Genomic DNA, 25,419 nt, shown 5'->3' on the forward strand with positions numbered 1-25,419 from the left:
CGAGCGGTATGATAAGCACATGGCCAATGATACTTAACGAAACTGGAGCCGGGTATCTTTTTGGATATGGTGATAATACTGTGAAACCAGGTTTCTATATATACAATGGCAAAAGAGGGCCGGGAAGTCCTGTTAGTAATGATGGCTTCAAGGTATCTGCTTCGGAAGCAAAAGCAATGGCAAAGTTATTTAGGGGATATGCACATGTAAAAAGAGCTATTCGCGAAGAAGGAGAAATACTTAATAGTGAGGAAAGGGCTATATACTCTAAATTCAAATGGTACAAAGAGCCACCATCTGAAGAGTTTATCAAGAAAGTCGAGGAACTCGCTGAGTTTTGTGAGAAAAGTGGCGGATTTAGAATAACGTAATTCAATTTAGCAATGAGTAAAAAGAACAATTACCGTTATGTGGCTTATGATGCTGCAAACGGAGATTACCAAGAGTTTGAAACGCTAAAAGAGGCGGAAGATTGGCTAACGGAAGATGACGGTGAAGGCATATCAAATGAAGCCTGTTGCGGCCAAAACTATATCGCAGAAATTCAGTATAGGTCTGTGGTAACAACAGTTGATGAAAGATCAAACTATCATGTACATACAGATGAATGCCCGGAAGATTGTGATGAAGAGGAGTGGCCCTATAATGATGATTGGGATTTTATCGGGAAACACTCATACGAGAAAATCGATTGGGATAAAGAGTAATAACCTTCAATAAAATTAAAACATGAGTGAAATAACAGAATATGCACGTGCCCACGGAAAGCAGGCAAAACTAATACTTGATGCCTGTTGCGGTAGCCGAATGTTTTGGTTTGATAAAGAAAACCCTTTGGCTTTGTTTGCTGACATCCGGGATGAAGAACATACTCTTTGCGATGGTCGAAGTCTGAAAGTGCACCCGGATATTGTATCTGACTTTACCGATATGCCATTCTTGGATGAATCTTTTAAACTGGTAGTGTTTGACCCTCCTCATTTGATAAAGGCCGGTAGAGATAGTTGGTTGGCCAAGAAGTACGGTAAACTCCCTGAAGATTGGCCAAGGTTGATAAAGAAAGGTGTAGATGAGTGCTTTCGTGTGCTAGAAGACTATGGCGTTTTGATTTTCAAGTGGAACGAAGATCAGATTACGGTCAAAGAAGTATTGAATGCCATCGAACGGCAGCCGTTGTTTGGGCATACTACTGGAAGGCATGGTAAAACCATGTGGATGTGCTTTATGAAATTACCAATTAACGAATAACAATATAAATATGAATGAAAAAGAAATTATTGCCAAGGCATCGGAGTTGGCAATGGCAAAAGCGAAAGAAATAGTAGAGAAGCAATTCTCTGACGTAGGATGTATGGACGCTAAACTTCGCCTGTTATCAATTAAAAACGATATTATGGATGGTGTGCGAATCTGTCTTGAATTGATTAAACAACCTGTATAAGAAAAATATGAAGAAAAAGACAGAAACCGTATTGGCGATAGAGCATTCTAAACGGGTATGCGATCCGCAGCCCGAGTTTGTCGATCGGATGGAGGTTCGTCGATTAGTTATGAGCGCCTATAAAAGCGGTTATCGTAAAGCACACTCCGAACATATTAAATGTATGGGCAATATTGTAGAGCTGAATTTGTCAAATATAGATTCTCCCGTATTTACTCATACAAAGGAATTTAGGGAACACTTCGACTACATTATGTCGAAAGTCAAGAATCTTTTATTTTAATTCAAAATAATAAAGTAATGAATCAAATGAGCATAGGAGCCTTTAAATACTGGCTCCGAACCAACGGCTTTCATCTTATCAATTCGGTACAGGTGAGAAGTGGAATCCAATCAAAGTAAAATCTAAAAAATCAAAGCAATGAATTTAAACAACCTACGTGACCAGATTCACGCAAATGCAGCAGTCAAGGGCTTCTGGGATAATAACCCGAGCGATCAACACTTCCTTATGCTCGTTATAACAGAGCTTTCCGAAGCGGTAGAAGCAGATCGGAAAGGAAGAAGAGCTGATATTCAAGATTACAAGCTATTGTCAAAAGCGAGTATCGAAAGGACAGGAAACCAAGACTATTTCAATGAGGTATCTTTCTGTTATCACATCAAGGATTCCGTTGAGGATGAGCTAGCCGATGCCTTCATCCGCCTGCTTGACTTATTCGGAGCACGAGAGGTATATCTTAACGAAGATGTTTTTGACCTTAAAACGATTGAAGAATATGCCGCTACTTATCAAGGCAAGTCTTTCACTGAGTCAGTCTACCACATTGTTCGATTTATATCCGCTACTAGTCGCTCTATTGAAACTTCGGCAGTGACTCCCGAAATAATGCTGCTTGAGATACTTGGCTTTGCGAAGCATCTAGATATCGACCTAATGTGGCATGTGGAACAGAAAATAAAGTATAACCAATCCCGTGGGCGAATGCACGGAAAAAAGTATTGATATGGGAATGAGAGGAACAAGATCAGGTACTAAACCACCTGAAGTGAAGATAAAGCGCAAGCATGACAATACGAAACACCGTGAACTATGCTTACTTGGTGCTGAATACCTACGGAAACTTACGTATGGCGTAAAGTATGTTTCGGTAGAGCTTGTTACACAAGGTTGGGAGCTCGCTGATGTTTGGGGCACTACAGGGTTTAGAACTTATCTCATTGAAGTAAAGGTTAGCCGTGCGGATTTTCTTCGAGATGCCCGTAAGATAGTTCGCCAAAACCCAAACGATGGAGCCGGAAACTTCCGCTATTATCTATGTCCTGATAGCATGGTTAGCAAAGATGAAGTTCCCAACAACTGGGGACTGATGTACGAGCGAAATGGGCTCATATTCGTAGAGAAGGAAGCAAGTGAGCAAGAAGCCAATAATCGTGCCGAAAATGCTATTCTCTGTTCAATCATGCGAAGAGAAGGAGTAAAGCCACAAGTGTTTAATTATAGAAAATCAAAGCAATGAAAAGACAAATCAAGTTCAGAGGAAAGAGAGTCGATACCGGTGAATGGATATTCGGGTACTATCTTGAATTCTCGCTATGCGATGGAGAAGGTAGGTGCTCGTACATTAAGGTCGATGGATGCCAGCCGATAAAAGTTGTCCCCGATACCGTCGGACAGTTCACCGGACTACTCGATAAGAATGGAAAGGAGATATACGAAGGTGACTTGCTAAAAAGAATGTGCTTTAACCCCAAATCAACAAATGGGGAAAAGATTCAATTTATCAGTCAAGTATATTTTTCTTCTAATACTAACCCATCTGGATGGAGAGTTAAGAACTCAACTAAAACCGGAGGATGGAGTAAGGGTCTTAGCTTTAATATGATATATAACAATGAGGCTATTGTGATTGGCAATATCCACGATAACCCCGAACTACTGAAAGGAGGTAAGGAATGAGCTTAGAAGTGTTCTCATCGTTACATCCTGCAACTCAGTGCGCAATTGTAGCCGGCATAGTAATCGTATTAGTTTGTTTCATTAAAACATTATCTGACAAATGAAAGCAATCACCATCAAACAGCCTTGGGCGTCCTTAATCGTCCACGGCATCAAAGACATCGAGAACCGCACTTGGCCATGTCCTAAGAAGTATATCGGGCAAAGAGTACTGATCCATGCAAGTGGTTTCCGTGGAAAGAAATTTAAAGTCAATTCGACTGATGAACAAGCTAAAGGCGCATTTGCTACGATTGCAAAGGAGCGCACGTTTGGTAGTCTCCCTTTCGGCTCTATCATTGGCAGCGTCAAGATAGTAGACTGCGTACAAAATTATCCGTCTGTATGGGCGGAGAAAGGAGTATATAACTGGGTACTCGCCAACCCGATACTATTTGCTAACCCTATACCGGCAAAAGGTAAGTTGAGTTTCTGGGAATATTCCGGTGTAATTGAGGAAGGAGGTAAGCCATGAGGGTACATGAAGTAAAGTTGCTACTTATAACAGTTTTCTTTGTGATGGCAACAGCACTTATATCAGGAACATCCAAAGAGGTAGCCCTATTGATTATTATTGCTAATGTACTATCCTACATATTATTGATACTGAATAGAATTTTTAATACGTTAAACCAAAATGTGACAAAGGATGAAAAATCAAACCCTATCAATCGAACAAATGAAGCACCTGAAAGACCTGGGTGTAGATGTAAGTAATGCAAGTGTTATTCTCTTATTCATCGGGGAGGATGGAGAACACGTAGGCTGGGAAGTAGAGAATCACGGGATGCCAGGTGCAGAACCGCTATATGAGTGGTGGAATGAAGAATCTGAAGTATGGGAGTCTACTCACAAAGAGTACTTCGATGCCCAAATAGGTATCTACGATCATTCTTACCGTGAGGGCTGTGGCGTATTTACGTTGCAGGATATGCTAGAGATGATGCCACTTGATGCATGTTTATCCCACCCGGAAGAAACTCTGTGGCAATGTATATACAACGAAAGCGGTGAAGATAATTCTATTAATGGATATGTTCTTAGAGAAGCTGAAACGAGCCTTGAATCTGCTTATCAGATGCTTTGTTGGCTCGCAGAGAACGGTTACATGAAAGGAGAAGCAAAATGATACCCTACCAACTAAGCCGTGATTACACCCTGCTCAAGCAGTTGCTTGACGAGGGGAAAGAAATCGTTTGTTTTGCCGACTACCGATGGTCTGGTGGTAAAACATTGCGTGATGTCTGTCATGCAAGATGTCATGTGAAAGACAAGTCGTATAGTGTGTGTTCTCGAGGGCAAGAGTATGCCGGTTGGAACGATTGGTATTTAGAAAACCAGCCTGATTTTACCTTTGAGAAAGCGATGGAGAAAGCGAATATTGAATTTATACCACCTACATTATGACAGAATTAGAAAAAGCAGCAAGCGAAGAACTGTTACATAGCTATGCGATTATAGTCGATGGGGAGTTAGCATACCAAAGGCAGGCAATGCTTAATATGTTTCACAAAGGTGCAGAGTGGAAAGCCAAGCAATCCCCATGGATCAGAGTAGAAGAACGCTTGCCTGATCCTGGTAAACTTGTTAATGTAAGATGTCGCAATAAAAATAAAGAGGATGGTATCTGGTTATGTGATGTTTGCTTCATTGATGAAGATACAAATACTTGGGGAGAAAGACACCATACATGGGAAACTATTACTCACTGGATGCCAATACCCGAATAGCCTATGTCTACATTAACACGTGACGAGCAGCAACTTAGAAAGGTAATAAAGGATGCTACAGGAATGAAGGTTTACAAAGCATCGTTCAAGCCATTAGTATTCAATATCTATTACAGTATTGTTCAGGAGTACAAGAATCAATCCGCATCACATATTACCGTTGCGCAAGGTGGCTGGCATGCAACTGATGGTGGAGAATATAAAATCTCAATCTATACACCAACGATAATAGTAGGTCATAAACGATTGATTAATATTCAGTATGTTAGAGATATTGCAACAAAAATAATAAATGCTTTAGATGATAGATTTGGTAGCGAATGTTGGAGTACTTGCAATGAAGAAAACAGTATTTGGCTTCCACTATCTCGCACTTCTTTCTATTTACAAATACCTAATTTTAAAGAATAATTATAATCTAGAACCTTACGGTGTATAGGTGAACCGTATTAATAAGATGGGAAGCTATTACGATGAAGCTGGATTCTACCACGAGGTAGAAACAGATAATCCTTTAGACAGAGAGAAACCTAACTACTGGCGAGGCAGCTCAACCAAAAAAGGAGCTAATCCTAAGTCTATCGCTAAACGTCGAAGGAAAAACAAAATTGGTCGAAAGGCAAAACAAAAGAGTCATAGATGAGAACAAACGTATGGGCATAAAAAAAGGAGCAACGCCTTGCTCCAACCTTTGTTAACCTTAAATCTAATACTATGAAAAACACATTGCAAAGGTACTGGTTTTCGGGAAATCTCCAAATTTCTAAACCAAATCAGCGTGTCTTATAACATGGTTTAATAATTAAAATAAACTTGTTAACAGTTAACGTAATTAATTTCAGTTTTAACAAACAAATAATAAGATGAAAAAATTAAAATCAATTTTCTTAAAGTTGTTTCCTAAAAGAAACACCTACTATGCTGTTGTGCTATTCGACGGGCAGCAAGACTATATCTCCGGCACCCCCTACCCTTCCAAAAAAGAGGCCACAAAGTTTTGTAAAAAGATAAAAGCAAACACAACAACTTTAAAAGTCACCGGGATTATTAAATTCCATACTACAGAGACCTTAATTAGAATAGAGAATCGTTTCGATAAACTCAAAGAAGAAGTCGATGATTAATACATAGAATTATTCACATTATTCATACATTATATTTGCCTCATGAAAATAAGAAACTTACTTAGTGTTATGCGCCATAACCAATCCAAAAAAGGATTATTTGTCATTCTTCATAGCGAGACTAACTTTGTGTCACTATCTGATGGAGCGGCGAGATTATTAAAAATCTCAAAAGGGGGAATCCCTTTTATATTCGTATATAAAACCGAATATAAAGGAGTTACAGCCTACGCTTTGAAGCGAGTTAATTACCAATTTGCTGCACAAACTCAAGTAGGACTAGTATCCAAAAATCGAGAAACAGGATACTATGTCTTTGAAAATCTATGCCCTACCAACCAGAGTGTTTTCTTTGATCTTGGATTGCCACACAACAAAGATCAACGGTTTAACATCATACGAAGAGCTAAAAATGAATCAACCGATTATATACTCCAATACGATGAATCAAATAGTAAGTAACATTAAACCCGATATCAAATTTATGCCAAATGGAGACATACACCTTACATCTAAAGTTGTATCTCTACTTGGCATACAGGAAGGAGATGCTATACAGGTCGCCAAAGACAAAGATGAGACCTATATCTATATCCACGCGAGGCAAGTTAAAGATAAAAACATTACAGGAATAGCCCGCCGTGCAAATAAATCAGCTGGATATTTACGTGTCAGATGGGAGTCGCTTTGTAGAAAAATAATAAGTTCAGACGGAAGATCTTCTAGCGCTGCCTATCGAGTCGGCGACCCACATGAGATAGATGGGCGAAAAGTATTACCAATTATAACAAGAAAAAACTATGCAGCAGAAGGAGATTAAATACACTGGTATTACAGCAGTACCAAGTGATTACGATAGCCAAGATGGAGACCTATCAGTATTAATTAATATGACTAATGAAGACGGAAATATACTTTCCGTCTCACCTCCTAAAACATTGTTTGTTTTGCAGCCAAATCAGAAAGTTATATTCGTACATAAAACGCCTAGCTTCTGTAATTACATCACACATGACATTGCTCTGAATAAACTATGCTACTTCTCTAATTCTCCATTAACTACCACCGAGTTAATGACAATAGAAGGGACAGAGTTGTTTCACGTAAATGCCATAGGAAACACATTGCTTTTACTCACATCTAATGGTATGTATTATCTTTTATACAAAAGAAACTCATACGAAAATTTAGGTACTAAACCACCATTTCTAAATCTGTCATTTGGATTACAGGGAGCTGTTATAGAATCTGATTATTACCACATTAATTCGGATAAATTAGAGCTAAACCCACCTATCAGCAACACAATAACACTAAATGGAGAAGCTAAAAATCAAATTACAGAACAAGTAACAGCTGCAATTAACAAATACATCAAAGAGAAATCTATAGGACGCGGCGAATTCATATTTCCATTCTTCGTTAGATATTCATATCGGGCATTTGATGGATCCTACATGCAATCCCCACCCGTATTGATGATTCCAAATAGTGGGAGATGCCCGGTAATAGATATTATGTCCTATACATACTCAGATAATGTTGCTAGAGGGTTTAATGCTAGAATAAGATCTTACATCGGAGGATTAACATATAGACTACTCAATTCCGTCGAAGAATTAACACAGCTCAGGAAATGGGAAGATGTAATTCAAAACATTGACATATACATATCGGAGCCAATATATTCATACGATCAAAATGGAAGTTGCCAGGCCATCGTCAAAGGAAGGTACGATGATGAAATATCACAGTATCAATCATTAGGGTTTGGATATATGGATATTGGGAAAACGGCAATTAACCGAAGGTTTTTTTATAGTCGAGTAGATTGGAGTAATGACCTTATAAACCCACAGGTTATCGGGCCATACTTCGATGAGAAAGATATACACAGAAGAATCAAAGAAACTTCTAACTTTTATAAAGTAGCAACAATTAAAGTAAAGGAGTTGATCGAAGAAGGGAAAATAGTGGTTAACCCGAACAAGTTGGCAGCCTTACAAACCCAAGAAAGACTTGTTGAAGAATATAACTCGCATGACACGGTTATACCTTCATATTCTTTTGTGTATAACTCAAGGTTAAATATAGCGAACCTACACAGAAAACTATTTGGATTCCCGTCAGAATCTCTTTTTATATATACTAATGGATTGATTGAAAATGGAGTAGCCACCCCTCGAAGTTTCACCTATCTTATTCATATATTCTTATTAGAAAACGGTAAGGAGTTACTTGTTCACAACAACAGTAAGCTTCCCATATATGAGGCACCGGAATATTTGTTCTATCCGAATCCAAACGCCACCAGAGCGATTATAGAGCGCACAAGCAGTACCGGAGAAAAATCATATGCTGAAGTAAAAATGGAGAAGCATCAATTCCTAAACGGAGCCTTCTATTTTAGCGAATACAACGAGATTGTGTTTAAAACGACATTTGATACTTCAATTCTGAATGGGACAGAACCGATTATATACCATCCAAATAAGATATACACATCGGAAGTCAACAATCCGTTTCAGTTTCCAGCTACCGGTATAAACTCCGTAGGATCTGGCACAATAATAGGAATCAGCTCGTCCACCAAAGCCCTTTCTCAGGGACAGTTTGGACAGTTTCCTTTGTATGCTTTTACCGATGAAGGAGTATGGGCACTAGAAGTATCGTCAGCCGGATCTTATTCAGCCAAGCAACCAGCAACGCGGGATGTATGCAATAATCCAACATCTATTACCCAACTTGATGGAGCTGTTGTGTTTACAACAGACCAAGGAATAATGCTACTATCTGGCGCTGAGAGTAGATGTATCTCAGATATTTTAGATGGAGCTATTTTCAAACAAAGCCTTCTAGTTTCGTTTCCAATTCTCATAGAGAAAGCTGAATTGAATGATATTCCATTTGAATATATTCCGTTTAAAGAATTCTTGATGGGATGTCAGATGGTATACGACTACCCTAACTCTAGGATAATACTGTTTAATCCAAAACAAGAGTACTCGTATGTATACAACCTTAAAAATAAAACATGGTCTATTATAGCATCGAACTTCTCTAATGCGATTAATGCCTATCCACTTTCGTATGCTATGACCACAAAAAATACACTGGTAGATATTACTAAGAGTAACGAATCGCTAAAAACAAAAGGCGTAATCATTACTAGGCCGCTTAAGCTCGACGCCCCGGACTTATTAAAAACAGTTACACAATCCATCCATCGTGGTGTATTTGAAGAAGGGAAAATAAAGACAGTTTTATATGGTTCTAGGGACTGCATCAACTTTGTTCCTATCGCATCAAGTAATAGCCATGCTATACGGTCGGTACATGGGAGCCCCTATAAATATTTCCGCTACGTCATTGTTGCCGATTTATCCCCTAGCGAAAGCATTTCTGGAACATCTATCATATTTGACACCAAGCAAACCAATAAACTTCGATAACAAAACAAAGGCTGCTATCTGATGTGCGATAGCAGCCTTTGTTGTAAATAATCAAAAAGGACTCAGCCTAATTCTAGTTGGACGTATTCTCATGTTCAAAAATCTCTTCACTTTAGCTAATTCCATTCGTGCCTCATTTGCGTAATATGCGACCTCATCTTTCTTTGTCATAGAAAACCAACCCTCTAAAGCTTTATTGACAACATAAGCATGCATAGCGTTTTTTATAGCTTCTACATTCAACTTGGTGAAACTTTCCGGAACAGTTAGAACAACAACATATTCTTCAGGGGCAATGAAGCTATTATCAGACGCCATGTCATCATCGACTGCAACTTTGGTATATCCAGTTGTTTCATTGAGAAGATCGCACCATGCCTTATTTATATTCAATGTCGTTTTATCTACCTTCCCATCGTCAGCCACATCCATAACTATACTGCGATCCTTTTCATCTTCACTCCTTACTGTTTCCCCTACCACATGCGCGACAAGCTCCATATCATATATAAGCTCACCTCTCAATAGTGTTACTTCAATCCTTCTCATGCTTGATCTGAAGGCGTTGTTCTAGTAGGCACGCTCCTCTTATTAACCGACTCGCGAATGGACTGGAGAGCTACAATAGCCAAGTCTGCATAGTTTTTTGCTTCATCTGGCTTAGTGATCATAAACCAATCACAAATAGCCGTGTTCACCAGATACTTGTGACAAGCAGCAGATATACTATCAGATGCAGCTTGATTAAAGTTGCTTGGCATCTTTAATGCAAACTTAAAATCGCCAGTATCAGCCTCCTGAATATCAGTTGATTTTGCAGTTGTTTCTACAAGGTAGTTTGATAACTTCGTTTTTAACTCCCGATACGCATCACCAAGTGAACGAAGAATTTGATTTTTGTGCTCTTCGTCATCATTTACTTGCATGTTAGCGACCTGCTCGTGGTTCTCTCCAGTCTCTCTACTCCTACCCGTTAGATACGTTTTGTTCTGTACTTCATAAATCAACTCCGATTTAACAAGTGTAATAGCTAATTCTTTCTTTGCCATATTCACAATCTGTTTTAAATAAATACTTTTAAATTGAAGGGACTACCCTCTGAGGTTTTTTCCGATAATACAACTTGCTTTTTACTTCATTTCCTGCTAGAAAAGCCATGCCATTATACTTATCTGACTCTTCTTTATTTGTGATAGCGAACCATTTACTCGCTATTGAGTTTACAGAATAAGATAATAGAGAGTCATTTATTGATTCCGTCAGATTAGAATCAAAATTACTAGGCATATCCAAAGTAGCAGTCCAAACCTCAGTTATATCAACTAGTTGGCTGTTCGCTGGGGTACTTACGCTAACAATGAACCTTTTAACCTCATCTGTAATTGCCCCAACAGCCTCGCGCCAAAAGCGCTCTAGCATAAATCGATCATCATCGGTTGTAAACACACGATCATAAGCCTTTCCGGTATCTTCAATAGTCTTCGCACCAACATAACCTGTTAGCTTTGCCACCTCATCATAAATAGCCGCTTTCTTGATAGTTAAAATAATATTCATACGTATTGCTTTATTCGGCAAATCAACGAATAATTACCCCATAAACATTCTACATATTAACGCATACAGTCTCAAATTAATAAAGGCTACTGCACTACACAGTAGCCTTTACTATTCACAGAAAGTCATAGGTCAAAAATGACCATTGCTGATCATCAGGCGTTCCATAATTTTGTGGAGCGCCAAAATAGGTTATTTCAAATGATGGCAGTTGTAACGCTTGAAAACGCAGGGAATTACTATCTCTTATTGCTTTTGTTAGCTCAAGAGGCAACTACGCTCTAAGCTATTATAATTTACATTTAGTTCGGATATTCCTTTTCTGAGTTATTTCATTGAATAAATCCAAAGCCATCCTTAGATCCTTTATAAATCGTCTGACTTTAGCCGGAGAGCGCTTCTTTGTGAATAAGCTATACTCAAAGAATTGCCCCATCATTTCTTCGTAGGAACACAGGTCCAACAGATAGAGAAAAGTCGCTTCTGCATAATATGTATAATGAAAGTTACATTGAACTCGATACCTGGCAAGCTTATTTCCACACCCGTACTCAACTTGTTTGCAAAAAGCAATAACCACCTCCCTCTCTATGCCTAACTTTTCTAAAGCATTAAGATTATGACATAGCTTCTCATAGTCATCCAAGGATTTATTCGTCTCTTCATCAGTTTTATGCAGCATATCTTCTGGCTTAACATCTAAAGCGAATAGAGAATCGAACAAGATAGCCGACTTCTCTGCCTCCTCATAAGAGTTGTTATCAAGTACGGCCAAACTACGATGCAACATCATCGTAGTAAAATGGCTATACGCTTGGGTCAAAAGACAAGACAAGATAACATTACTCCTGCGATTTATCAACTTACGAACATAAAAAGGGTTGGCTATCAACCCCTCTATATAACTCACTTTCAACTTGGATAATGCATTCATTTAAGCTACACTTTGATTAAATACTTGCGGGGAATTCCGCTTCTGGTACTGATTTCTTAGATAGTTAATAACGTTGTCAAAGTTAGTTATAAATCCTTCATTTATCAAATCAGCCACTTTCTTTTCGAGCTGATAAAGCTCACGCTGCTTATGTTCTTCACCATGTTTGTTGCGTAAATCTTTCTCGTGATTGCCAAACACAACCCAATTCAACGCCTCGCCAACCCTACACATTGCCTTCGGCATGAAGTCTTTTGGAACAATACGCATGATGGCAGAGCTCAACTCCTTGTAAGCATCTCCAGCATCGTTACGATAGCGTATCATTTCGTCAGAAACGAATTTCAAAACATGGTACTCAAATCTAGGGCTTAAATACATGGCGAACTTAACAAACAAAATAGGATGCATCCATGTACCACCATTTTTCTTACCTCTACAAGCCATAGAAAGCGCATTTTTTAAATCCCCGAAATTCTGGACTTTCTTGATAAACTCTTCAGATGGTGGCTCTTTGTACCATTTGAATTTAGAGTATATAGCCCTTTCCTCACTATTAAGTATTTCTCCTTCTTCGCGAATAGCTCTTTTTACATGTGCATATCCCCTAAATAACTTTGCCATTGCTTTTGCTTCCGAAGCAGATACCTTGAAGCCATCATTACTAACAGGACTTCCCGGCCCTCTTTTGCCATTGTATATATAGAAACCTGGTTTCACAGTATTATCACCATATCCAAAAAGATACCCGGCTCCAGTTTCGTTAAGTATCATTGGCCATGTGCTTATCATACCGCTCGGACTCCCAGCTTCTTTTTTAACTGGTATTAAATCATATCCCATAATATTCCTTTCTGTTTTGTTTTTATGCCGTCAACTTGCGGCGGATAAGGTTAGTATAAATTTCTTCTATCATTTTGAATATCTCAAGCACCACCTGTGGCACTATCGCGTTACCGAATCCTTTGACTGACTCTTGTCGCCATTTTGAAAAGGTAATACCGTCCAATCCGCAGGAAATCCCATCATCTCCGCGACAAACAGGGGATTGAGTTGGGAAGTCTTGCCAGGTCGCTGCGTGCAATGCTCTCCGATTATTGACGGAATACTTCGTAGCATATCCATACGGGACTTCCCGTCTATTCGACTCATGGCAGTTGGGCTGTAACCAGGCTTGTAATCCGAAGCGGTTGGAGTAGGAAGCATACCGCAAACTGCCAAATCGTTTAGTTCCATCGTCCACCCCAAAGCCAACTTTCGCTTCGTTCGACCATCTTCTAGTCTCGATCCGCTCTTGAAACTTCTGGCAGTAGGTGTAGGAAGCAACTGAACCATTCTCGCTAGTCCTATACTCCCGTTTGTCCCATTCTGATTGATCTTTCTCGGAGTACCGTTGCCAGTCGTAATAAATTGGTCGTTCTTCCCAATTATCGCTCCGGTTGTTGCATCGCTTGCCATAGGTGTCGGTAATAGATGTACCGGATAAAACTCCGTCTTCCCATCCCGATTGCAGACCTTCAGCCCTTGCGTCTGTACGGTAGGCAATAAACCAGATTCTATCTCTGCGGTGGGGCGCTCCGACGGCACAAGCCGGAATAAGTATCGGTTGGACGGAATATCCCTCACACTCAAGATCCTTGCAGATGGTTTCGACGACGAACTCTTGTTCGAGTATTGTTTCTTTGTCATTCTCTTCGAACAAAGAGGCTTGGCATCCCACTTCAATCTCCTCGCCGGGCTGTACCATCGTGAGGATTCCACCAACATTTTCACCAATAACCCAAGTGGGTCGGACTTCTCGTATAACTCTGAGAAAGTGCGGCCAGAGGTAGCGGTTATCATCCGCTCCCTTTCGTTGACCTGCGACGGAGAAAGGTTGGCATGGAAAGCCTCCTGTAAGGACATCGATTTTCCCTCTCCATTCTGTAAAGTCTGCTGTTGTGACATCTTTATAAGTTTTTGATTTTGGAAACCAGTATTCCAAGATGGTATTACAAAATTCGTTTATCTCGCAATGAAAGGCATTATCCCAGCCCATCCACTTAGCTGCAAGATCAGGGCCGCCAAAGCCACTAAATAGTGAGGCGTGAACTATCTTTCTCATTTGATTTTCTTTGATTGATTACTGAATGCGAGGATTCTAAAATAATTTCCTCTGCACTCTCGACAACACATATTTTTGAGCGTCTCGGAAGAAGTCTTTCTTTATTTCAAATCCATACGCTCTCCTGTCACATTGAGCCGCAGCTAAAAGATGCTACCACTACCTGCGCACGGGTCAATTACCACATCTCCTTTGTCTGTGAATATCTCAATAAGGTTTTCCAGAAGAGAAACGGGTTTCTGTGTGGGATGTATTTTCTTTGTATCAGAGTCCTTCTTCCAGTCGAAACAGTTAAATACCATACGACCGTTGTTATTAAACTTAGGAAGCTTCTCACGATAGAGAAGAACACCATATTCGCAGTTGCCAACAATACGCATATTAGCTTTTAATACCTGTGCAGAAAAGTTCTTGCGAAAAACTAAGTTTATGTAGTTGTTCAACCCGTACTCTTTTGCCTTTTGTATCAGCTCGAACTGCTGTTCAAATTCACAGAAAACAATCATACAGGGAGATTTTCCAGATTCCTTTGGCTCTTTAACGAGCATTTTGCTACAAAAATGTAGGAACTCTGTTATCCGAAAATCTTTATCAGTATCAAAAAACTCTTTTCCTGCCAGTTCGCTTTCCCCATTGGCGTTATCGCCATTCACATACCACGATGGGTTAGAGCCATAGGCATTCTTTCCAATATTATAGGGAATATCAGCTATAATCAACTGAGCTTTTGGTATTCCGTATGTTTTGTAATTTTGGAAATGGTCATTAAATAATTCTATATTTTTCATCTTTGATTACTTGCTGTAAATAATTTGGTTAATAACCGCATAGGATGCGTAGTAAAAGCATGCGATTAAAGCAATGATTACTATTAGAGAAATGGATTGTTTCATGGCTCCACCTCTTTAGGTTTCCATCCTGCCGGTACCTTAGCCCACTTCCTGAATGATGTATCGAAGTCGTCTAAATCGGAAAACATATCCATCTTTGACTTGTCAGTACAGACCATAGATGCAAATTCCTTGAAGTAAACATCTGCTGCTTTGGTTAAATCGCTATGCCGCTTCTTTAGCATGCCTAACATCAAACCTTGACTTATCATCAGATCAGATGCTTCTTCTACAAGATTGTTGGCTTCGCAATGCAAGATGTGTGCGGCACTTAGTAATTGGTTCATTCTGTCCATACTACCGTTGGTGGTAGCTTGATCTATGAGATTTTTCTTTGGTTTCATCTCCTTGTGTCTCCTTTACCATGCAACCGAGTATATTCTCGGTCTTTTTTGTACTTGATATACTCCGGCTTCTTTAGGATAGCTTGAACCGATAGATGCCTCTCCAAACACTCCTTTGCTTCTAAGTCTCCGTTATTTACTCGCTCTTGAAGATTCACTAAATAGTCTTGATAGAATATGCCATCATTAACAATCTCTTCAATTTCTCTCGCAGATGATTCAGCCGAAATTGACACATATTCATTTCGCTCTCTTGAATACTTGCTGATCCATTCCATGATAATTCCGCCATCCAACCGATCAAACAGTTTTCCATATTTCAAAGCCATGGCATTTCTAAAGCACAGTTTAAAGTCCTCAAGCTTATACTCAGGATAGTTGTCGATGATTAGATCACAGGTCATGGCTACTTGCATATCGTTCATTGTCTTTCCGACATTGAAGAACGAAACCAACTCAGTTAATAGTATTGATAAAATTGCTCTTACTCCGATCTGATCGATTTCAATAGCTATCCTTGAAAGTGGCAAATAAGGCGCTTCAAAGACATCACTTAAATTTTTCGGCGCCAATTCTCTGCAATACTCCTTCGGCGAGGCTAGCAAGTCCTTCAACGCTTTCTTTTCGCTCGTTAGCAGTGCTACTGCTGTTTGCTGATTTTGTTGTACTAATTGATTTTCCATTTTTTCGATTTAACCATTCTTGATAAAGTTTGTCTGTCTCAGGAAATACGACACCTACCCAGTTTGACTCAATAGCTCTTTCTACCTGTTCGATGGCAAACGCCTCTTCAAACTGCGCTAGCTTATTTAGCGAAAGTTGCAGAGCGTAGTTGAGTTTCTTTTTCCACTTCGGGGTGTTTCGAAGCGTTTCCCACGCTGACATAAAACCGGTTGAAGTGAACGGGTAAACTAAAGGCTTTTCGTCTCCCTCTTTTTTGCGAGAAGTCTTTGGCTTCCGGGGAGGGGGTGGCTCGTGCGTATGCGCGAGACTCTCTTCGTTTATAGTTTGAATTCCCTTATAAGGTGGAGTTGCGGTATCATCGGTACCTGCTACCGATGATATTACCGATGTTGTTTTTTCTTCATCAGTAATTGGTACGGTAATTTCTTCGGTACTACGTACTGATGATGTCGGTTCGACGATCGGTGTATCATCGGTATTTTCTTCGGTATTTTCATCGGTAGCAGGTACTGATGATATTACTGATGTTTTCATGTCATTGCTTAATTTTTTAGTGAATGAATAATAGCATCCGACCCTTTTGTCTTTGCCGGATTCGAAAGAAATAAGGCCAGCGTCAGCGAGTGCTTTTCTCGACTTTCGCAATGTCTTATCCCAGATATTCAAAGAAGAGCAAAGAGAATTGCTGCGAACATCAAACACATCCTTCCATCCCTTATCATTGCATACAGAGATAAGTTCGTAATAAAGGGCTTGGTCAATGGCGGTGAGATAGGTATCATCCCTTATCTTTTTTAGCTTCGAGATTAATTGATAGCTGTTCATTTTGCTTGATAATAACTACATGCCATCATTTTGGCACTACTGATTTTAGCACGCGGAAATCGCGCGCATTTGATTGTCTCTTTACCGGTGGATGTTTTGCAGTTCTTGCAATACACATACGCGGCTTTAGGAATATTTTTTTCCATGTGTTTGGAGGCTTAACAGGCGGTCCGTATTTATTAATCAGGCGGTCGAATTCTGTTTGTATTTTCATTCGTCTGATAGGTATTGATTAACTACTTCGATAAACTGATCTAAACTGTAGCACACAGCGCATTTATAACCATTTGCGTGCAACTGATTCATCATTTCTCTTTGGGAGAGTTTCGGAGTGTTGGGCTTTACTTTCATCTCAATATATAACCCATGATAGAATCGGTTTGGTACCGGAATGTGAAGATCGGGTATGCCCGGTGTTACGCCTTCGTCTTTCAATTTGGATGCGGTAATGATATTACGTTTACTTCCGTTTGGAATTGCATATATTAAGCGGCCACGGTGCTGCAAACGAAACCATTTAATACAAGATACTTGTAGTTGGTGCTCTAATTCTTTCATAACTTAAAATAGCGATTTGCGGCAAGCGTATCGAATGATTGTACTTGCCTGATTAGTTTTAATTGCAGTTTACGGAATGAGAGGTCATTGTCATATTTGTTGTGACATTCACGGCACAGACAGACTATATTAAGCGGATTTGTATAATGCTCCGGCCACATAGACTTGGGGACCAAATGAGCTGCATCGCTTGAACGGCTCCCGCAAATGGCACAAAACGGTGGTAGCTCAGATTTTATTTTGGCTACCTCTCTGTTCAACTTGGATTGCTTTTTACTTACTTTCTTCATCGTTTTATAAAAAAGCCCGACCATCTCGTGATCGGGCATCTAAATTAATTTTAATACTATGACAAAAAGCCCTCACGGGTGTTCCCGGAGAGACGATCAAATCTAACCGGGATTGATTGGCTATTGCAACTTTTGCTTGATAGCATCAAGAAGGTTATCATCGCTCACATAATACCCTAGATCGGATATATCACATAAGTGACGTTTCAGATCGACAGCACCACTGAATTGAATCCGCTCTTCCATAGGGACTGTGCGGCTAGACTTCCCAATGACCCTAAATCCTCTTTTCTCCAGCTCTTTAGTTAACTCTTCATCAGAGGCGTCTTCTAAGAATTCATCGACATAATCATCCAGATCAATATCGACTTCCGTCATGGCAGTTATACTTCTCATGGCTCAGCCCGTTTATGTTCTGCTTCGGGAGTTACAACCGTATCTTTCCCCGTCTTATCTACGACTACAGCTTTCCCGCCAACAGTGATCGTTGTTTTACACCCATCCGGCAAAGATGCAATGAAGCGTTTTACCACGGGAGAGTTTGCGTTTTCTCCTATCGTTTCCTCGATGTTTTCCGAGGTATACGGATATACATCCATGATCGCTGTTTCTGCTATCATGCCAATCTGATAATCGGCCATGGTACCTTTCATTCCTTCGTCTAGCTTTTTCACTGCGTCGCGCAAATCGGCAGCCTGTACCAATACTTGAGTGGATGATTTCTTTTCGGCACCGCTCTTATCATCGAGTGTAATGAATATTAGCTTGCATTTAAACCAACGGTCTGCCGACTCCTCATCGCTGGTAAAAATCTCGCTATAGTTGGCGCGCTTGATATCCGAGATCGTAAACTCCCCTGTAATAAACGGGGTCATTTCCTCGATAATACGGGCTTCCGCCTCTGTAAAACTTAAAGCATCGACCAAATAAGGCTCAGTCACCTTTTTATTCATTCCGGTCTCCATTAATTTCTCGTACCGGATTTTACATTCAAACCAATTTCCCATAATATTTTATTTTAAAAATTTCCAATAATATCCACCTGCTGTTTTATACTTCCCTAAACAAACCTGACTAATTGAGTTCCTAACTACACCGGTATTTTTACTCGCCTCTGTCTGAGATTTATATGTCTTAATGGGAATGCCATCTAACCCAATCTGACAAACAGGCTTTCTTGTTGCTACGTCTTGGTGAAGAACTGATATACGATGTACCTGGTTGTAGCTGTTTGAACACCATTCTAGGTTGTCAATGCAATTATTTTCTTTGTTCCCATCGATGTGATTTACTTGTGAGTAATTCGATGCGTTTTGAATAAAAGAATAAGAAACCAATCTATGGACTAACATTGATTTCGCCTTTCCATTCTTAGATAAAGAGACCATTTTGTAGCATTTATTATTTATGCATTGCGACAAAACAATTTCATCTCGACCTCTTTTCTTTAAAGATTTCACTCTTCCTAAATTTGAAACTTGATACAACCCTTCGTATCCTTTAATATCTTTCCAAATTTCATCCATATGATTTGTTGTTATGGTAGTAATTATTGATTTTGATTGATAAGATAGCGAGTTGGTTCGCTTTATCCTCAAATACTCGTATATCCGCTAACGGATGATCGGAGAGCCAATCAATCAACTCTTGCGCTCTTTCGAGGAGTTGATTGATGTTTGTTTTTTCTACAAGCATGTTCATCTAAACTCCTTTCCCGGGCGTGCGTTTAATTGCAGCTCCACTTTACTCTTACTTACTACAGTGCGGCACCATTCTAATTGCCTGCCACAGATGTTATTTAGGCGATCTGTCCAATCTACAAGTAACTGTTCTATCTTTCGATCTTCAGACCGGCCTTTGCATGCTAGATGATACTTGGCGTCTGAGTACATTTTACCTGTCCTGGCAAGGTATGCAAACAAAGCATCTCCTCTCTGTTGGGCTACAACAGGATTGTCATCAAAAGGCATTTGCAATATCTCCTGTATTTCTTCGCATTCATTGGCGAGTTCTTCTATTGAAGTTATAATCATAATTAAAATGGGTTATTACTAATTTCAAATTCAAGTCCCGGAGTAGCTATTGTTACGGACTGCCCGGTAAGTTGTTTTACGGTGGTAAGCATTTCTGTTCTATCCGAGTTGTGCATAGATAGATGCAGCAGAACGATGTTGTGCACATCGGATAAGTCTTGGTTGTTTATCACCTTGCAGCAAGTCCTTAGCTCCATGTGCGTAGTCATCAGTCTCGTTCTCATTGCCGCATGAGTTTTTCCCGCGTCGATTGCTTCCTGAAGTGCCTTGTCTGAGTAGTTGCACTCTACAAGTATATGATTTACGCCTTTGAAGCTGTATTCACAAAGGAAACTGTCGGTAAGGAACATTAGCTTTCCAATATCCGGGTGGCTGATTAGATACCCAACACATGGAACGTCGTGCTGCGCTCGAAAGGGTAGTATCGTAAATCTTCCTGCGGTGAATTTCTTCATCGGGTAGACGGCTGTCGATCTTTTCAACCCCTTAGCTTCAATAACGTGCTCAAGCGTGTATGTCGGAAAAGTCTTTTCGTAGTCGGCCGCTTTTCCGGCATGGTCTCCATGGGCATGGGTAATAAGGCAAGCGTTCACTTTCGACACGTTAAATCCGAGCACCTTCTTTGCTTTATCCAATCCGATACCGGCCTCTAATATAATAGCTTCGGTATCAGACTGGATGACATAACAGTTCCCGGATGAAGAAGACCCGATTACGGTTAATTTCATTAATAAGGAGCTGGGTCTTCGACCTCTTCTTGAACGACCTCGTGCTGCACATCGTCGATGTCGATAATTTGAGTAGCGGATGATTCGATTGCCTTATCTCTATCCGACATTGAATCAGATTCAGTATCATTAGAAATTGCTCCGGCCATCTCAATTGACAGGTATCCGAACTTGCTAAGCAGCCTTTTGACGACTGTTTTTATTGCCATCTCATCAAAATCAGAAGACCATGGGCTAGACTTGCTATTATAGCTCTTCGAGAACCGCTTTGCGTGCGCTTCGATCTGCTCCTTAGTCACATATAACGTTTTACTGAAACCGTTGATCATCTCGATATAGGCGAAATAACCAATCACCGTGTCACTCTTTTTCTCACCTTGGAAGTTTATCTCTCCGGTTAGCTTATCCACCTTTTGAAGTTCTCCATCGTAAACAACATCCGCATTGATGGTTCTGTATTGACCGGTACGCATGGCCAACTGCACGTATCCCTTGCTTCCTATCTGAAAGGTTGGGGTCATTCGCTTCTCGTATCTTCCATCAGGGGTTTTTACGCTATTATTGTAAGGGATTACCCACGCAAACCCTAAATTTTGATCGATTGGAAGATTAAGAACAGCCGCTTTCAATGCTTCTTTTACCACCTGGCTTGGATCGCACTGTTGTAGCATTGTATTCCCGTTGTATAGGCTAACAATGCTTGCTACAAACGCCTGACTGCTTTTGCCTAGAGCGTTTCGAAATTGTTCTTCGACTGAATCTGCTTTTAAGATACTCTTGAGGACGTCTACCCCCCTTCTGCTTGTCTGTATATTTGGTTCCATATTCGTTTATTTAATTGTTAATACTTTTTGTTCCGGGTTAACCACCAGGTTTATAATCTGTGTATTCATTTTTGGGGTTTCAGTAACACCCTCTCGGTTGTCTATCCAGATGGGTGCGAATGCGTTTGATTTTAAGCTTATCGCGTTAATAATGTCTAATCCCATGGCTATTTGCATCGCATTATTTTGGGTAGAGTAAGGAGTGCCGTTTACCATACATTCGCAAGTCGGGATTATTTGACCATCTACCTGCTGCTTGAATAAACGGAACTGTACGAGGCAAAACATGCTATTGATGCGCGCTTCATATTCTTTGTTCTTGGCAAACTCAAACTCCTTAATGATATACTCCGTCTGCTCAAGGTCTGCAAGCTCTTGATTAAGTACGGCGTATTGCTTGTTTAGTTCCTCAATGCGAGCATCTGTTTTTTCAATGGTTAACCTGATTGCAAGCTTTTCGGTCAGATTCTTAATGACGTTCTTTAGTTCGTTTCTACGCTCAATTAAACTTCCGTCTGTCTTACCTTCAAACGGTTCGGATAACTTTTCTTTTAACTCTTGAATCTTCGAGAGGTTAAGCGCATAAAGTTCATTGCCTGTAATATCAACCGGAACAGATTGAAGAGATTCCAGGGATTGATTCAACACGCCAATCTCTTTTTCAAGATCAGACACATCGGCAATACTTACTTCTCCAATGTCTGCGATCTCATCCTCCATAAGCTTAATTTGTGAAGCAATAGACTTTCCTTTGCTGACGTTCACTGCTATTTGTTCAGACTTTGAAGCATTAAAGGACATGGTCATCTCGTTCTGCTTAGATTCTATGTCGGCAACTTCGAGGGGGCGGTGGCAAGTTGGACAATCGAATGATCCATCTGGGAAAACAAGCTCCTTGGCCTTAATTGCTTTATACTCGTTAATCAACTCTTCCTTCTTCAGCGATAGTCGTTTGACTTCCGGTAGCAGGAATTCGAGCCGCGCCTTTTTCGTTTTATCGGCTCTTTGGATATCTCCAATTTCAATGGTGACTGCTCGTATTCTAGCGCGTATTGCTTCGATCTGTTTTCTTTTGTCGCTTTCGGCATCGAAACCTATTTGCTGATTATCTCTTTCGAGTTTATTGATATCTGATTGTACAGCCAGGCGCTTGGCATTTTCGGATTCGCTCTTTTTTGCAACATCAGAGATGGAATCTTCGATTGCTTCGAGTTCTTTTTCAGCTTTAGTCAGCTCTTTTTGCACGGATGAGAAATCGATCAAAGCAGGTCTATTCCGTCTATGTTCATCGATTCGTGGGTCGATTCCTTCAATCTCTTTCTTAACTCTAGATTTCTTGGCTGATAATTCCTTGCTGAACCGTTCAAAGCCAACTCCTTCAACTTTTTTCAAGATAGATAAAAAGGACTCGTTGCCTGATGCGATCTGTTCGTCAGTGATAGCGTCCACCATGCCGAACAGTATATCTCGCTGTTCTTTCCAGCCCAATGAGGTAAAGTAATGCGGTGAAGTAATCGACTTGAAGACTGTCTCATTGCAGATTTCAGTCACTTTTACATCGTAGTCTTTCTTTGATACCGGCACATCGTTGATGTAGTAATCGGTGGTATTTCCGTCAAACACATCTTCAACTTCCGTTTTTGGCTTAATCCATTTCTCGCGATAAACGCGCTTGAGCGTTAATTCCTTTCCGTCTACAAGTAGTACGGCTTCAACTTCGCTGTTAAGCTTGTGGATAGCCTCACCTGATGCATCCAGGGGTTTGATCTGATGATCCTGCCTGCCGAACTGATCTTTGCCAAACAACAACCATATAAACGCTGCAAACATACTAGACTTACCGGAGCCGTTGGCCCCGTAGATAAAATTCTCGTGACTGTTAAACCGGAAGTTTTCACTTTTAATACCTTTCCAGTCCGAAACGCGGAGTGCTGATACTTGTAATTTCATTTTTATTGGATTTTATTGATGATTGATTGAATTAATTCTTTGTCGGAGATGCTTATTGCCAAACCCTTGGATAAGATAGAGGCGACAACAACTGTTTTGACTGTGATATCACGGTTAGCCTTCCTCATATCGTTGATGATGTTGATGATTCTCTTTTCTTTTTCCATAAAGCGGTAAATAATAAAGCCCGCACTGGATTGTGCAGGCTGGTTAATGACAAATTAGAATTCCCATGTGCCTTAGGGAACGGCTACGCATGAAGGATATACGGCTTCCTGTTTTTTTGTTTTGATAAAACTAAAATGTTAATAAAATGCGCTCGTCTGTTCCGAGCTGCCAACCTCAATTGTGGGCGTCCCCTCATTTATTGGATTTCGTGGAAAGTAGAGGATTCGAACCTCTGTAACCATTTGGTTAACTTGTTTAGCAAACAAGCGCAATCGTCCGCTCTGCCAACTTTCCGTGTTGCCTGTCGGACGCCTCCGGCAGGGCTTGATATTAACCTTTAAACTTTGAAAATGGATATCCTATATTCACATGCCAAATATCCTTGCACTAAATAAAAATTGAGTTGTCGAATTGTTACTACCTTTCTATCAATGGAAGTATATTGTTTTGCTTTAACTTCTCATATAGAAATATTCTTCCTTTCTGCCTCCACTCTGTATTCAGAGCCACACTCGAAGATCCATCCTTATGATCAACATTGAATGTGGTGCTATGCACGTACCCTTGCGATATGTACGGAGCATACAATATCCATTGCCTGTTCACTTTATATTGAATTCGGAAATCAGACAATAGCTTGTTAAACGCTTTGGCCGACATACCATAATCTTGTGCTATTTGCGTAATAGTCATTGTCTCCTTACTCGCAAGGATTATCTCGAGGTAGTCGGTCTTTTTCTTCATTGATACGATTTCGCTACTCATGCACTCTATTTGCTTGTGCTGTTCCTCTATCTGTTCCTGTTGGTGAGCAGCAAGTAAAAGAGCTTCTTTAAATGAGGATGGAACACGAAAGGTGTTTACTTGTCTTTCGGTTTCAAGTTCTTCCCAACGGAGCACCAGCCTAGCGCGAGCTTCGTCATTAAACTTAGTGGCAATATAAAGGCACTCCGTTTTTGATAGCTGATAACAAGGGCGCCTCTCGCCTTTGGCATCTGTGTATTCAACGAGTGCAAACTTGCACCCGTTGATTTTTTCCCATGCATCCTCCATATTACGGATGGATCGCATAACAGCATTATGCTCTCTTCCTGTAATCTCTGCAATCTGCAGAGAACTCATTGTTTCTTTGATCGTTTGCAAATTATTCATAAAGCATAGTTTAAAAATGATTCGTTCCCCTCAACGCAACAATACGTATGTCTATACCCGAATTTGACGGGAGGGGATTTGGATTAATCGCAAAAGGTGGTATTGCAATGAGGGCAGCCGGTGATAAGCTCTTTTCCGGCTTTTTCCACTGTGACCCCCGTAGTGCGTCCATGTTTCTCGATGGGAATATAGATGTTGTTTCCACACTTCCAGCAACGCCCACTTCTTGGTGCAAAGAAAGGAGCTTTGGTTCGTTCGCAATATTCTGTTTGCGCGTTTATAGCTTCAGAGACATCAAATGGTTCCTGTTTCAGATTTTTTGTTTCCATAAAATTGAGTTTTAGTGAATAATGTGTTCCCCTCAACGTTTTAAACCGTTTTGGCTACCCGAATATACGGGAGGGGATTATGTGTAACTCCCGAAGGAGTATGTGCTAATTTAACCACGCTGCTCTCACCGGACAAGTCTACGGATCTGCTTTTCACGCTTCGTTTTAATCGCTCCTATCCTATGTGCGGAGAGCGCTACTGTTACGTCGTTAGATACGGAGGTCAGACAATGGTAAGGGCTGCTGACTGCCCGGGTGTAGCTCGCATGCCGGAATCGAACCGGCATTAAACCATTATGCGAT

General features: G+C 40.3%; 40 protein-coding genes, 1 tRNA gene and 1 pseudogene. 18 read left to right on the plus strand and 24 right to left on the minus strand.

Annotated features, from left to right (window positions below):
* The 17 genes from TY03_RS11840 to TY03_RS11920 form a co-directional block, all read left to right on the plus strand.
* On the plus strand, nucleotides 1-371 hold a 371-nt coding region (locus tag TY03_RS11840; RefSeq protein ID WP_148335654.1), incomplete at its 5' end, for a hypothetical protein.
* Between the two features lie 12 nt (nucleotides 372-383).
* Nucleotides 384-707 (plus strand): hypothetical protein, encoded by a 324-nt coding sequence (locus TY03_RS11845; RefSeq protein WP_042370269.1) that lies wholly within the window; start codon nucleotides 384-386, stop codon nucleotides 705-707.
* Between the two features lie 22 nt (nucleotides 708-729).
* Nucleotides 730-1,248, plus strand: a complete 519-nt coding sequence (locus tag TY03_RS11850; RefSeq protein ID WP_042370271.1) for a class I SAM-dependent methyltransferase — start codon at nucleotides 730-732, stop codon at nucleotides 1,246-1,248.
* Between the two features lie 10 nt (nucleotides 1,249-1,258).
* Nucleotides 1,259-1,441, plus strand: coding sequence for a hypothetical protein (locus TY03_RS11855; protein WP_042370273.1), 183 nt, complete (start codon nucleotides 1,259-1,261; stop codon nucleotides 1,439-1,441).
* A gap of 7 nt (nucleotides 1,442-1,448) precedes the next feature.
* Nucleotides 1,449-1,724, plus strand: a complete 276-nt coding sequence (locus TY03_RS11860) for a hypothetical protein (protein ID WP_042370274.1) — start codon at nucleotides 1,449-1,451, stop codon at nucleotides 1,722-1,724.
* A 138-nt stretch (nucleotides 1,725-1,862) separates the two neighbouring features.
* The gene (locus tag TY03_RS11865) at nucleotides 1,863-2,447 is read left to right on the plus strand and encodes a nucleoside triphosphate pyrophosphohydrolase family protein (RefSeq protein ID WP_042370276.1); all 585 of its coding nucleotides are present in this window, start codon (nucleotides 1,863-1,865) and stop codon (nucleotides 2,445-2,447) included.
* 1 nt (nucleotide 2,448) lies between these two features.
* On the plus strand, nucleotides 2,449-2,961 hold the full coding sequence (locus TY03_RS21485) for a hypothetical protein (protein WP_052332477.1): 513 nt from the start codon (nucleotides 2,449-2,451) through the stop codon (nucleotides 2,959-2,961).
* Entirely contained in the window at nucleotides 2,958-3,401 is a 444-nt protein-coding gene (locus TY03_RS21490) for a YopX family protein (protein ID WP_052332478.1), read from the plus strand. The genes TY03_RS21485 and TY03_RS21490 overlap by 4 nt, the downstream gene beginning before the upstream one ends.
* 100 nt (nucleotides 3,402-3,501) lie before the next feature.
* Nucleotides 3,502-3,915, plus strand: coding sequence for an ASCH domain-containing protein (locus tag TY03_RS11880; RefSeq protein WP_042370279.1), 414 nt, complete (start codon nucleotides 3,502-3,504; stop codon nucleotides 3,913-3,915).
* A gap of 174 nt (nucleotides 3,916-4,089) precedes the next feature.
* Nucleotides 4,090-4,569, plus strand: coding sequence for a hypothetical protein (locus TY03_RS11885; protein WP_042370281.1), 480 nt, complete (start codon nucleotides 4,090-4,092; stop codon nucleotides 4,567-4,569).
* The gene (locus tag TY03_RS11890) at nucleotides 4,566-4,847 is read left to right on the plus strand and encodes a hypothetical protein (protein ID WP_042370283.1); all 282 of its coding nucleotides are present in this window, start codon (nucleotides 4,566-4,568) and stop codon (nucleotides 4,845-4,847) included. The genes TY03_RS11885 and TY03_RS11890 overlap by 4 nt, the downstream gene beginning before the upstream one ends.
* The gene (locus TY03_RS11895) at nucleotides 4,844-5,170 is read left to right on the plus strand and encodes a DUF551 domain-containing protein (RefSeq protein ID WP_042370286.1); all 327 of its coding nucleotides are present in this window, start codon (nucleotides 4,844-4,846) and stop codon (nucleotides 5,168-5,170) included. The genes TY03_RS11890 and TY03_RS11895 overlap by 4 nt, the downstream gene beginning before the upstream one ends.
* 3 nt (nucleotides 5,171-5,173) lie before the next feature.
* On the plus strand, nucleotides 5,174-5,581 hold the full coding sequence (locus tag TY03_RS11900) for a hypothetical protein (protein ID WP_042370287.1): 408 nt from the start codon (nucleotides 5,174-5,176) through the stop codon (nucleotides 5,579-5,581).
* A 452-nt stretch (nucleotides 5,582-6,033) separates the two neighbouring features.
* Nucleotides 6,034-6,294 carry a hypothetical protein gene (locus TY03_RS11905; protein ID WP_042370289.1) on the plus strand — a complete coding sequence of 87 codons (261 nt, stop codon included), beginning with the start codon at nucleotides 6,034-6,036 and terminating at the stop codon, nucleotides 6,292-6,294.
* Nucleotides 6,295-6,336: 42 nt separating this feature from the next.
* Nucleotides 6,337-6,756 carry a hypothetical protein gene (locus TY03_RS11910; RefSeq protein ID WP_042370291.1) on the plus strand — a complete coding sequence of 140 codons (420 nt, stop codon included), beginning with the start codon at nucleotides 6,337-6,339 and terminating at the stop codon, nucleotides 6,754-6,756.
* Nucleotides 6,737-7,114: a hypothetical protein gene (locus TY03_RS11915; protein ID WP_042370293.1), complete on the plus strand. Its 378-nt coding sequence runs from the start codon at nucleotides 6,737-6,739 to the stop codon at nucleotides 7,112-7,114. Before TY03_RS11910 ends, TY03_RS11915 begins: the two co-directional genes overlap by 20 nt.
* Nucleotides 7,095-9,746 (plus strand): hypothetical protein, encoded by a 2,652-nt coding sequence (locus TY03_RS11920; protein WP_042370295.1) that lies wholly within the window; start codon nucleotides 7,095-7,097, stop codon nucleotides 9,744-9,746. The genes TY03_RS11915 and TY03_RS11920 overlap by 20 nt, the downstream gene beginning before the upstream one ends.
* A gap of 51 nt (nucleotides 9,747-9,797) precedes the next feature.
* Here TY03_RS11920 and TY03_RS11925 read toward each other — a convergent pair whose 3' ends face one another.
* The 24 genes and pseudogenes from TY03_RS11925 to TY03_RS12035 all read right to left on the minus strand — a co-directional run bounded on the left by TY03_RS11925 (nucleotide 9,798) and on the right by TY03_RS12035 (nucleotide 25,116).
* Complete coding sequence (locus tag TY03_RS11925; RefSeq protein ID WP_148335655.1) at nucleotides 9,798-10,295, minus strand: hypothetical protein; 498 nt, start codon at nucleotides 10,293-10,295, stop codon at nucleotides 9,798-9,800.
* Nucleotides 10,292-10,795 (minus strand): hypothetical protein, encoded by a 504-nt coding sequence (locus TY03_RS11930; protein WP_042370300.1) that lies wholly within the window; start codon nucleotides 10,793-10,795, stop codon nucleotides 10,292-10,294. The genes TY03_RS11925 and TY03_RS11930 overlap by 4 nt, the downstream gene beginning before the upstream one ends.
* 28 nt (nucleotides 10,796-10,823) lie before the next feature.
* Nucleotides 10,824-11,303, minus strand: a complete 480-nt coding sequence (locus tag TY03_RS11935) for a hypothetical protein (protein WP_042370302.1) — start codon at nucleotides 11,301-11,303, stop codon at nucleotides 10,824-10,826.
* Nucleotides 11,304-11,592: 289 nt separating this feature from the next.
* Nucleotides 11,593-12,237, minus strand: coding sequence for a hypothetical protein (locus TY03_RS11940; protein WP_042370304.1), 645 nt, complete (start codon nucleotides 12,235-12,237; stop codon nucleotides 11,593-11,595).
* On the minus strand, nucleotides 12,238-13,080 hold the full coding sequence (locus tag TY03_RS11945) for a KilA-N domain-containing protein (RefSeq protein ID WP_081713095.1): 843 nt from the start codon (nucleotides 13,078-13,080) through the stop codon (nucleotides 12,238-12,240). It lies immediately after the preceding gene.
* Nucleotides 13,081-13,102: 22 nt separating this feature from the next.
* A complete protein-coding gene (dcm, locus tag TY03_RS11955; protein ID WP_042370306.1) occupies nucleotides 13,103-14,341 on the minus strand; it encodes a DNA (cytosine-5-)-methyltransferase in 1,239 nt (412 codons plus the stop codon).
* Nucleotides 14,342-14,377: 36 nt separating this feature from the next.
* Nucleotides 14,378-15,129: pseudogene (locus TY03_RS11960) on the minus strand (DNA-methyltransferase).
* 101 nt (nucleotides 15,130-15,230) lie between these two features.
* A complete protein-coding gene (locus tag TY03_RS11965) occupies nucleotides 15,231-15,527 on the minus strand; it encodes a hypothetical protein (protein WP_230201972.1) in 297 nt (98 codons plus the stop codon).
* Between the two features lie 44 nt (nucleotides 15,528-15,571).
* Entirely contained in the window at nucleotides 15,572-16,189 is a 618-nt protein-coding gene (locus TY03_RS22880; protein WP_081713096.1) for a hypothetical protein, read from the minus strand.
* Nucleotides 16,125-17,084 (minus strand): hypothetical protein, encoded by a 960-nt coding sequence (locus TY03_RS11970; protein WP_042370310.1) that lies wholly within the window; start codon nucleotides 17,082-17,084, stop codon nucleotides 16,125-16,127. The genes TY03_RS22880 and TY03_RS11970 overlap by 65 nt, the downstream gene beginning before the upstream one ends.
* Before the next feature lie 210 nt (nucleotides 17,085-17,294).
* Nucleotides 17,295-17,642 (minus strand): VRR-NUC domain-containing protein, encoded by a 348-nt coding sequence (locus tag TY03_RS11975; protein ID WP_042370311.1) that lies wholly within the window; start codon nucleotides 17,640-17,642, stop codon nucleotides 17,295-17,297.
* The gene (locus tag TY03_RS11980; RefSeq protein ID WP_187373993.1) at nucleotides 17,639-17,932 is read right to left on the minus strand and encodes an HNH endonuclease; all 294 of its coding nucleotides are present in this window, start codon (nucleotides 17,930-17,932) and stop codon (nucleotides 17,639-17,641) included. Before TY03_RS11980 ends, TY03_RS11975 begins: the two co-directional genes overlap by 4 nt.
* Nucleotides 17,933-18,052: 120 nt before the next feature.
* Entirely contained in the window at nucleotides 18,053-18,328 is a 276-nt protein-coding gene (locus TY03_RS11985) for a hypothetical protein (protein WP_042370315.1), read from the minus strand.
* Entirely contained in the window at nucleotides 18,325-18,939 is a 615-nt protein-coding gene (locus TY03_RS11990; RefSeq protein WP_042370317.1) for a DUF4494 domain-containing protein, read from the minus strand. The genes TY03_RS11985 and TY03_RS11990 overlap by 4 nt, the downstream gene beginning before the upstream one ends.
* Before the next feature lie 6 nt (nucleotides 18,940-18,945).
* Entirely contained in the window at nucleotides 18,946-19,458 is a 513-nt protein-coding gene (locus tag TY03_RS11995; RefSeq protein ID WP_042370319.1) for an NUMOD4 domain-containing protein, read from the minus strand.
* Nucleotides 19,451-19,633: a hypothetical protein gene (locus tag TY03_RS22885; RefSeq protein ID WP_042370321.1), complete on the minus strand. Its 183-nt coding sequence runs from the start codon at nucleotides 19,631-19,633 to the stop codon at nucleotides 19,451-19,453. The genes TY03_RS11995 and TY03_RS22885 overlap by 8 nt, the downstream gene beginning before the upstream one ends.
* Nucleotides 19,630-19,965, minus strand: coding sequence for a hypothetical protein (locus TY03_RS12005; RefSeq protein WP_042370322.1), 336 nt, complete (start codon nucleotides 19,963-19,965; stop codon nucleotides 19,630-19,632). Before TY03_RS12005 ends, TY03_RS22885 begins: the two co-directional genes overlap by 4 nt.
* A gap of 2 nt (nucleotides 19,966-19,967) precedes the next feature.
* Complete coding sequence (locus TY03_RS12010; RefSeq protein WP_042370325.1) at nucleotides 19,968-20,693, minus strand: MBL fold metallo-hydrolase; 726 nt, start codon at nucleotides 20,691-20,693, stop codon at nucleotides 19,968-19,970.
* The gene (locus tag TY03_RS12015; RefSeq protein ID WP_042370327.1) at nucleotides 20,693-21,517 is read right to left on the minus strand and encodes a recombinase RecT; all 825 of its coding nucleotides are present in this window, start codon (nucleotides 21,515-21,517) and stop codon (nucleotides 20,693-20,695) included. The genes TY03_RS12010 and TY03_RS12015 overlap by 1 nt, the downstream gene beginning before the upstream one ends.
* A gap of 6 nt (nucleotides 21,518-21,523) precedes the next feature.
* The gene (locus tag TY03_RS12020; RefSeq protein ID WP_042370329.1) at nucleotides 21,524-23,467 is read right to left on the minus strand and encodes an AAA family ATPase; all 1,944 of its coding nucleotides are present in this window, start codon (nucleotides 23,465-23,467) and stop codon (nucleotides 21,524-21,526) included.
* 2 nt (nucleotides 23,468-23,469) lie between these two features.
* The gene (locus TY03_RS22430) at nucleotides 23,470-23,634 is read right to left on the minus strand and encodes a hypothetical protein (RefSeq protein ID WP_154663595.1); all 165 of its coding nucleotides are present in this window, start codon (nucleotides 23,632-23,634) and stop codon (nucleotides 23,470-23,472) included.
* Nucleotides 23,635-23,844: 210 nt separating this feature from the next.
* Nucleotides 23,845-23,929, minus strand: a tRNA-Ser gene (locus TY03_RS12025).
* 123 nt (nucleotides 23,930-24,052) lie between these two features.
* Entirely contained in the window at nucleotides 24,053-24,787 is a 735-nt protein-coding gene (locus TY03_RS12030) for a phage regulatory protein/antirepressor Ant (RefSeq protein WP_081713097.1), read from the minus strand.
* 83 nt (nucleotides 24,788-24,870) lie between these two features.
* Nucleotides 24,871-25,116 carry a hypothetical protein gene (locus TY03_RS12035; protein WP_042370331.1) on the minus strand — a complete coding sequence of 82 codons (246 nt, stop codon included), beginning with the start codon at nucleotides 25,114-25,116 and terminating at the stop codon, nucleotides 24,871-24,873.
* A 50-nt stretch (nucleotides 25,117-25,166) separates the two neighbouring features.
* Between TY03_RS12035 and TY03_RS22435 the strand changes: the two genes are divergently transcribed.
* A complete protein-coding gene (locus TY03_RS22435) occupies nucleotides 25,167-25,406 on the plus strand; it encodes a hypothetical protein (RefSeq protein ID WP_148335656.1) in 240 nt (79 codons plus the stop codon).
* Nucleotides 25,407-25,419: the final 13 nt, after the last annotated feature.

It is taken from the genome of Bacteroides neonati, assembly GCF_000499785.1.
Taxonomy (GTDB): Bacteria; Bacteroidota; Bacteroidia; order Bacteroidales; family Bacteroidaceae; genus Bacteroides; species Bacteroides neonati.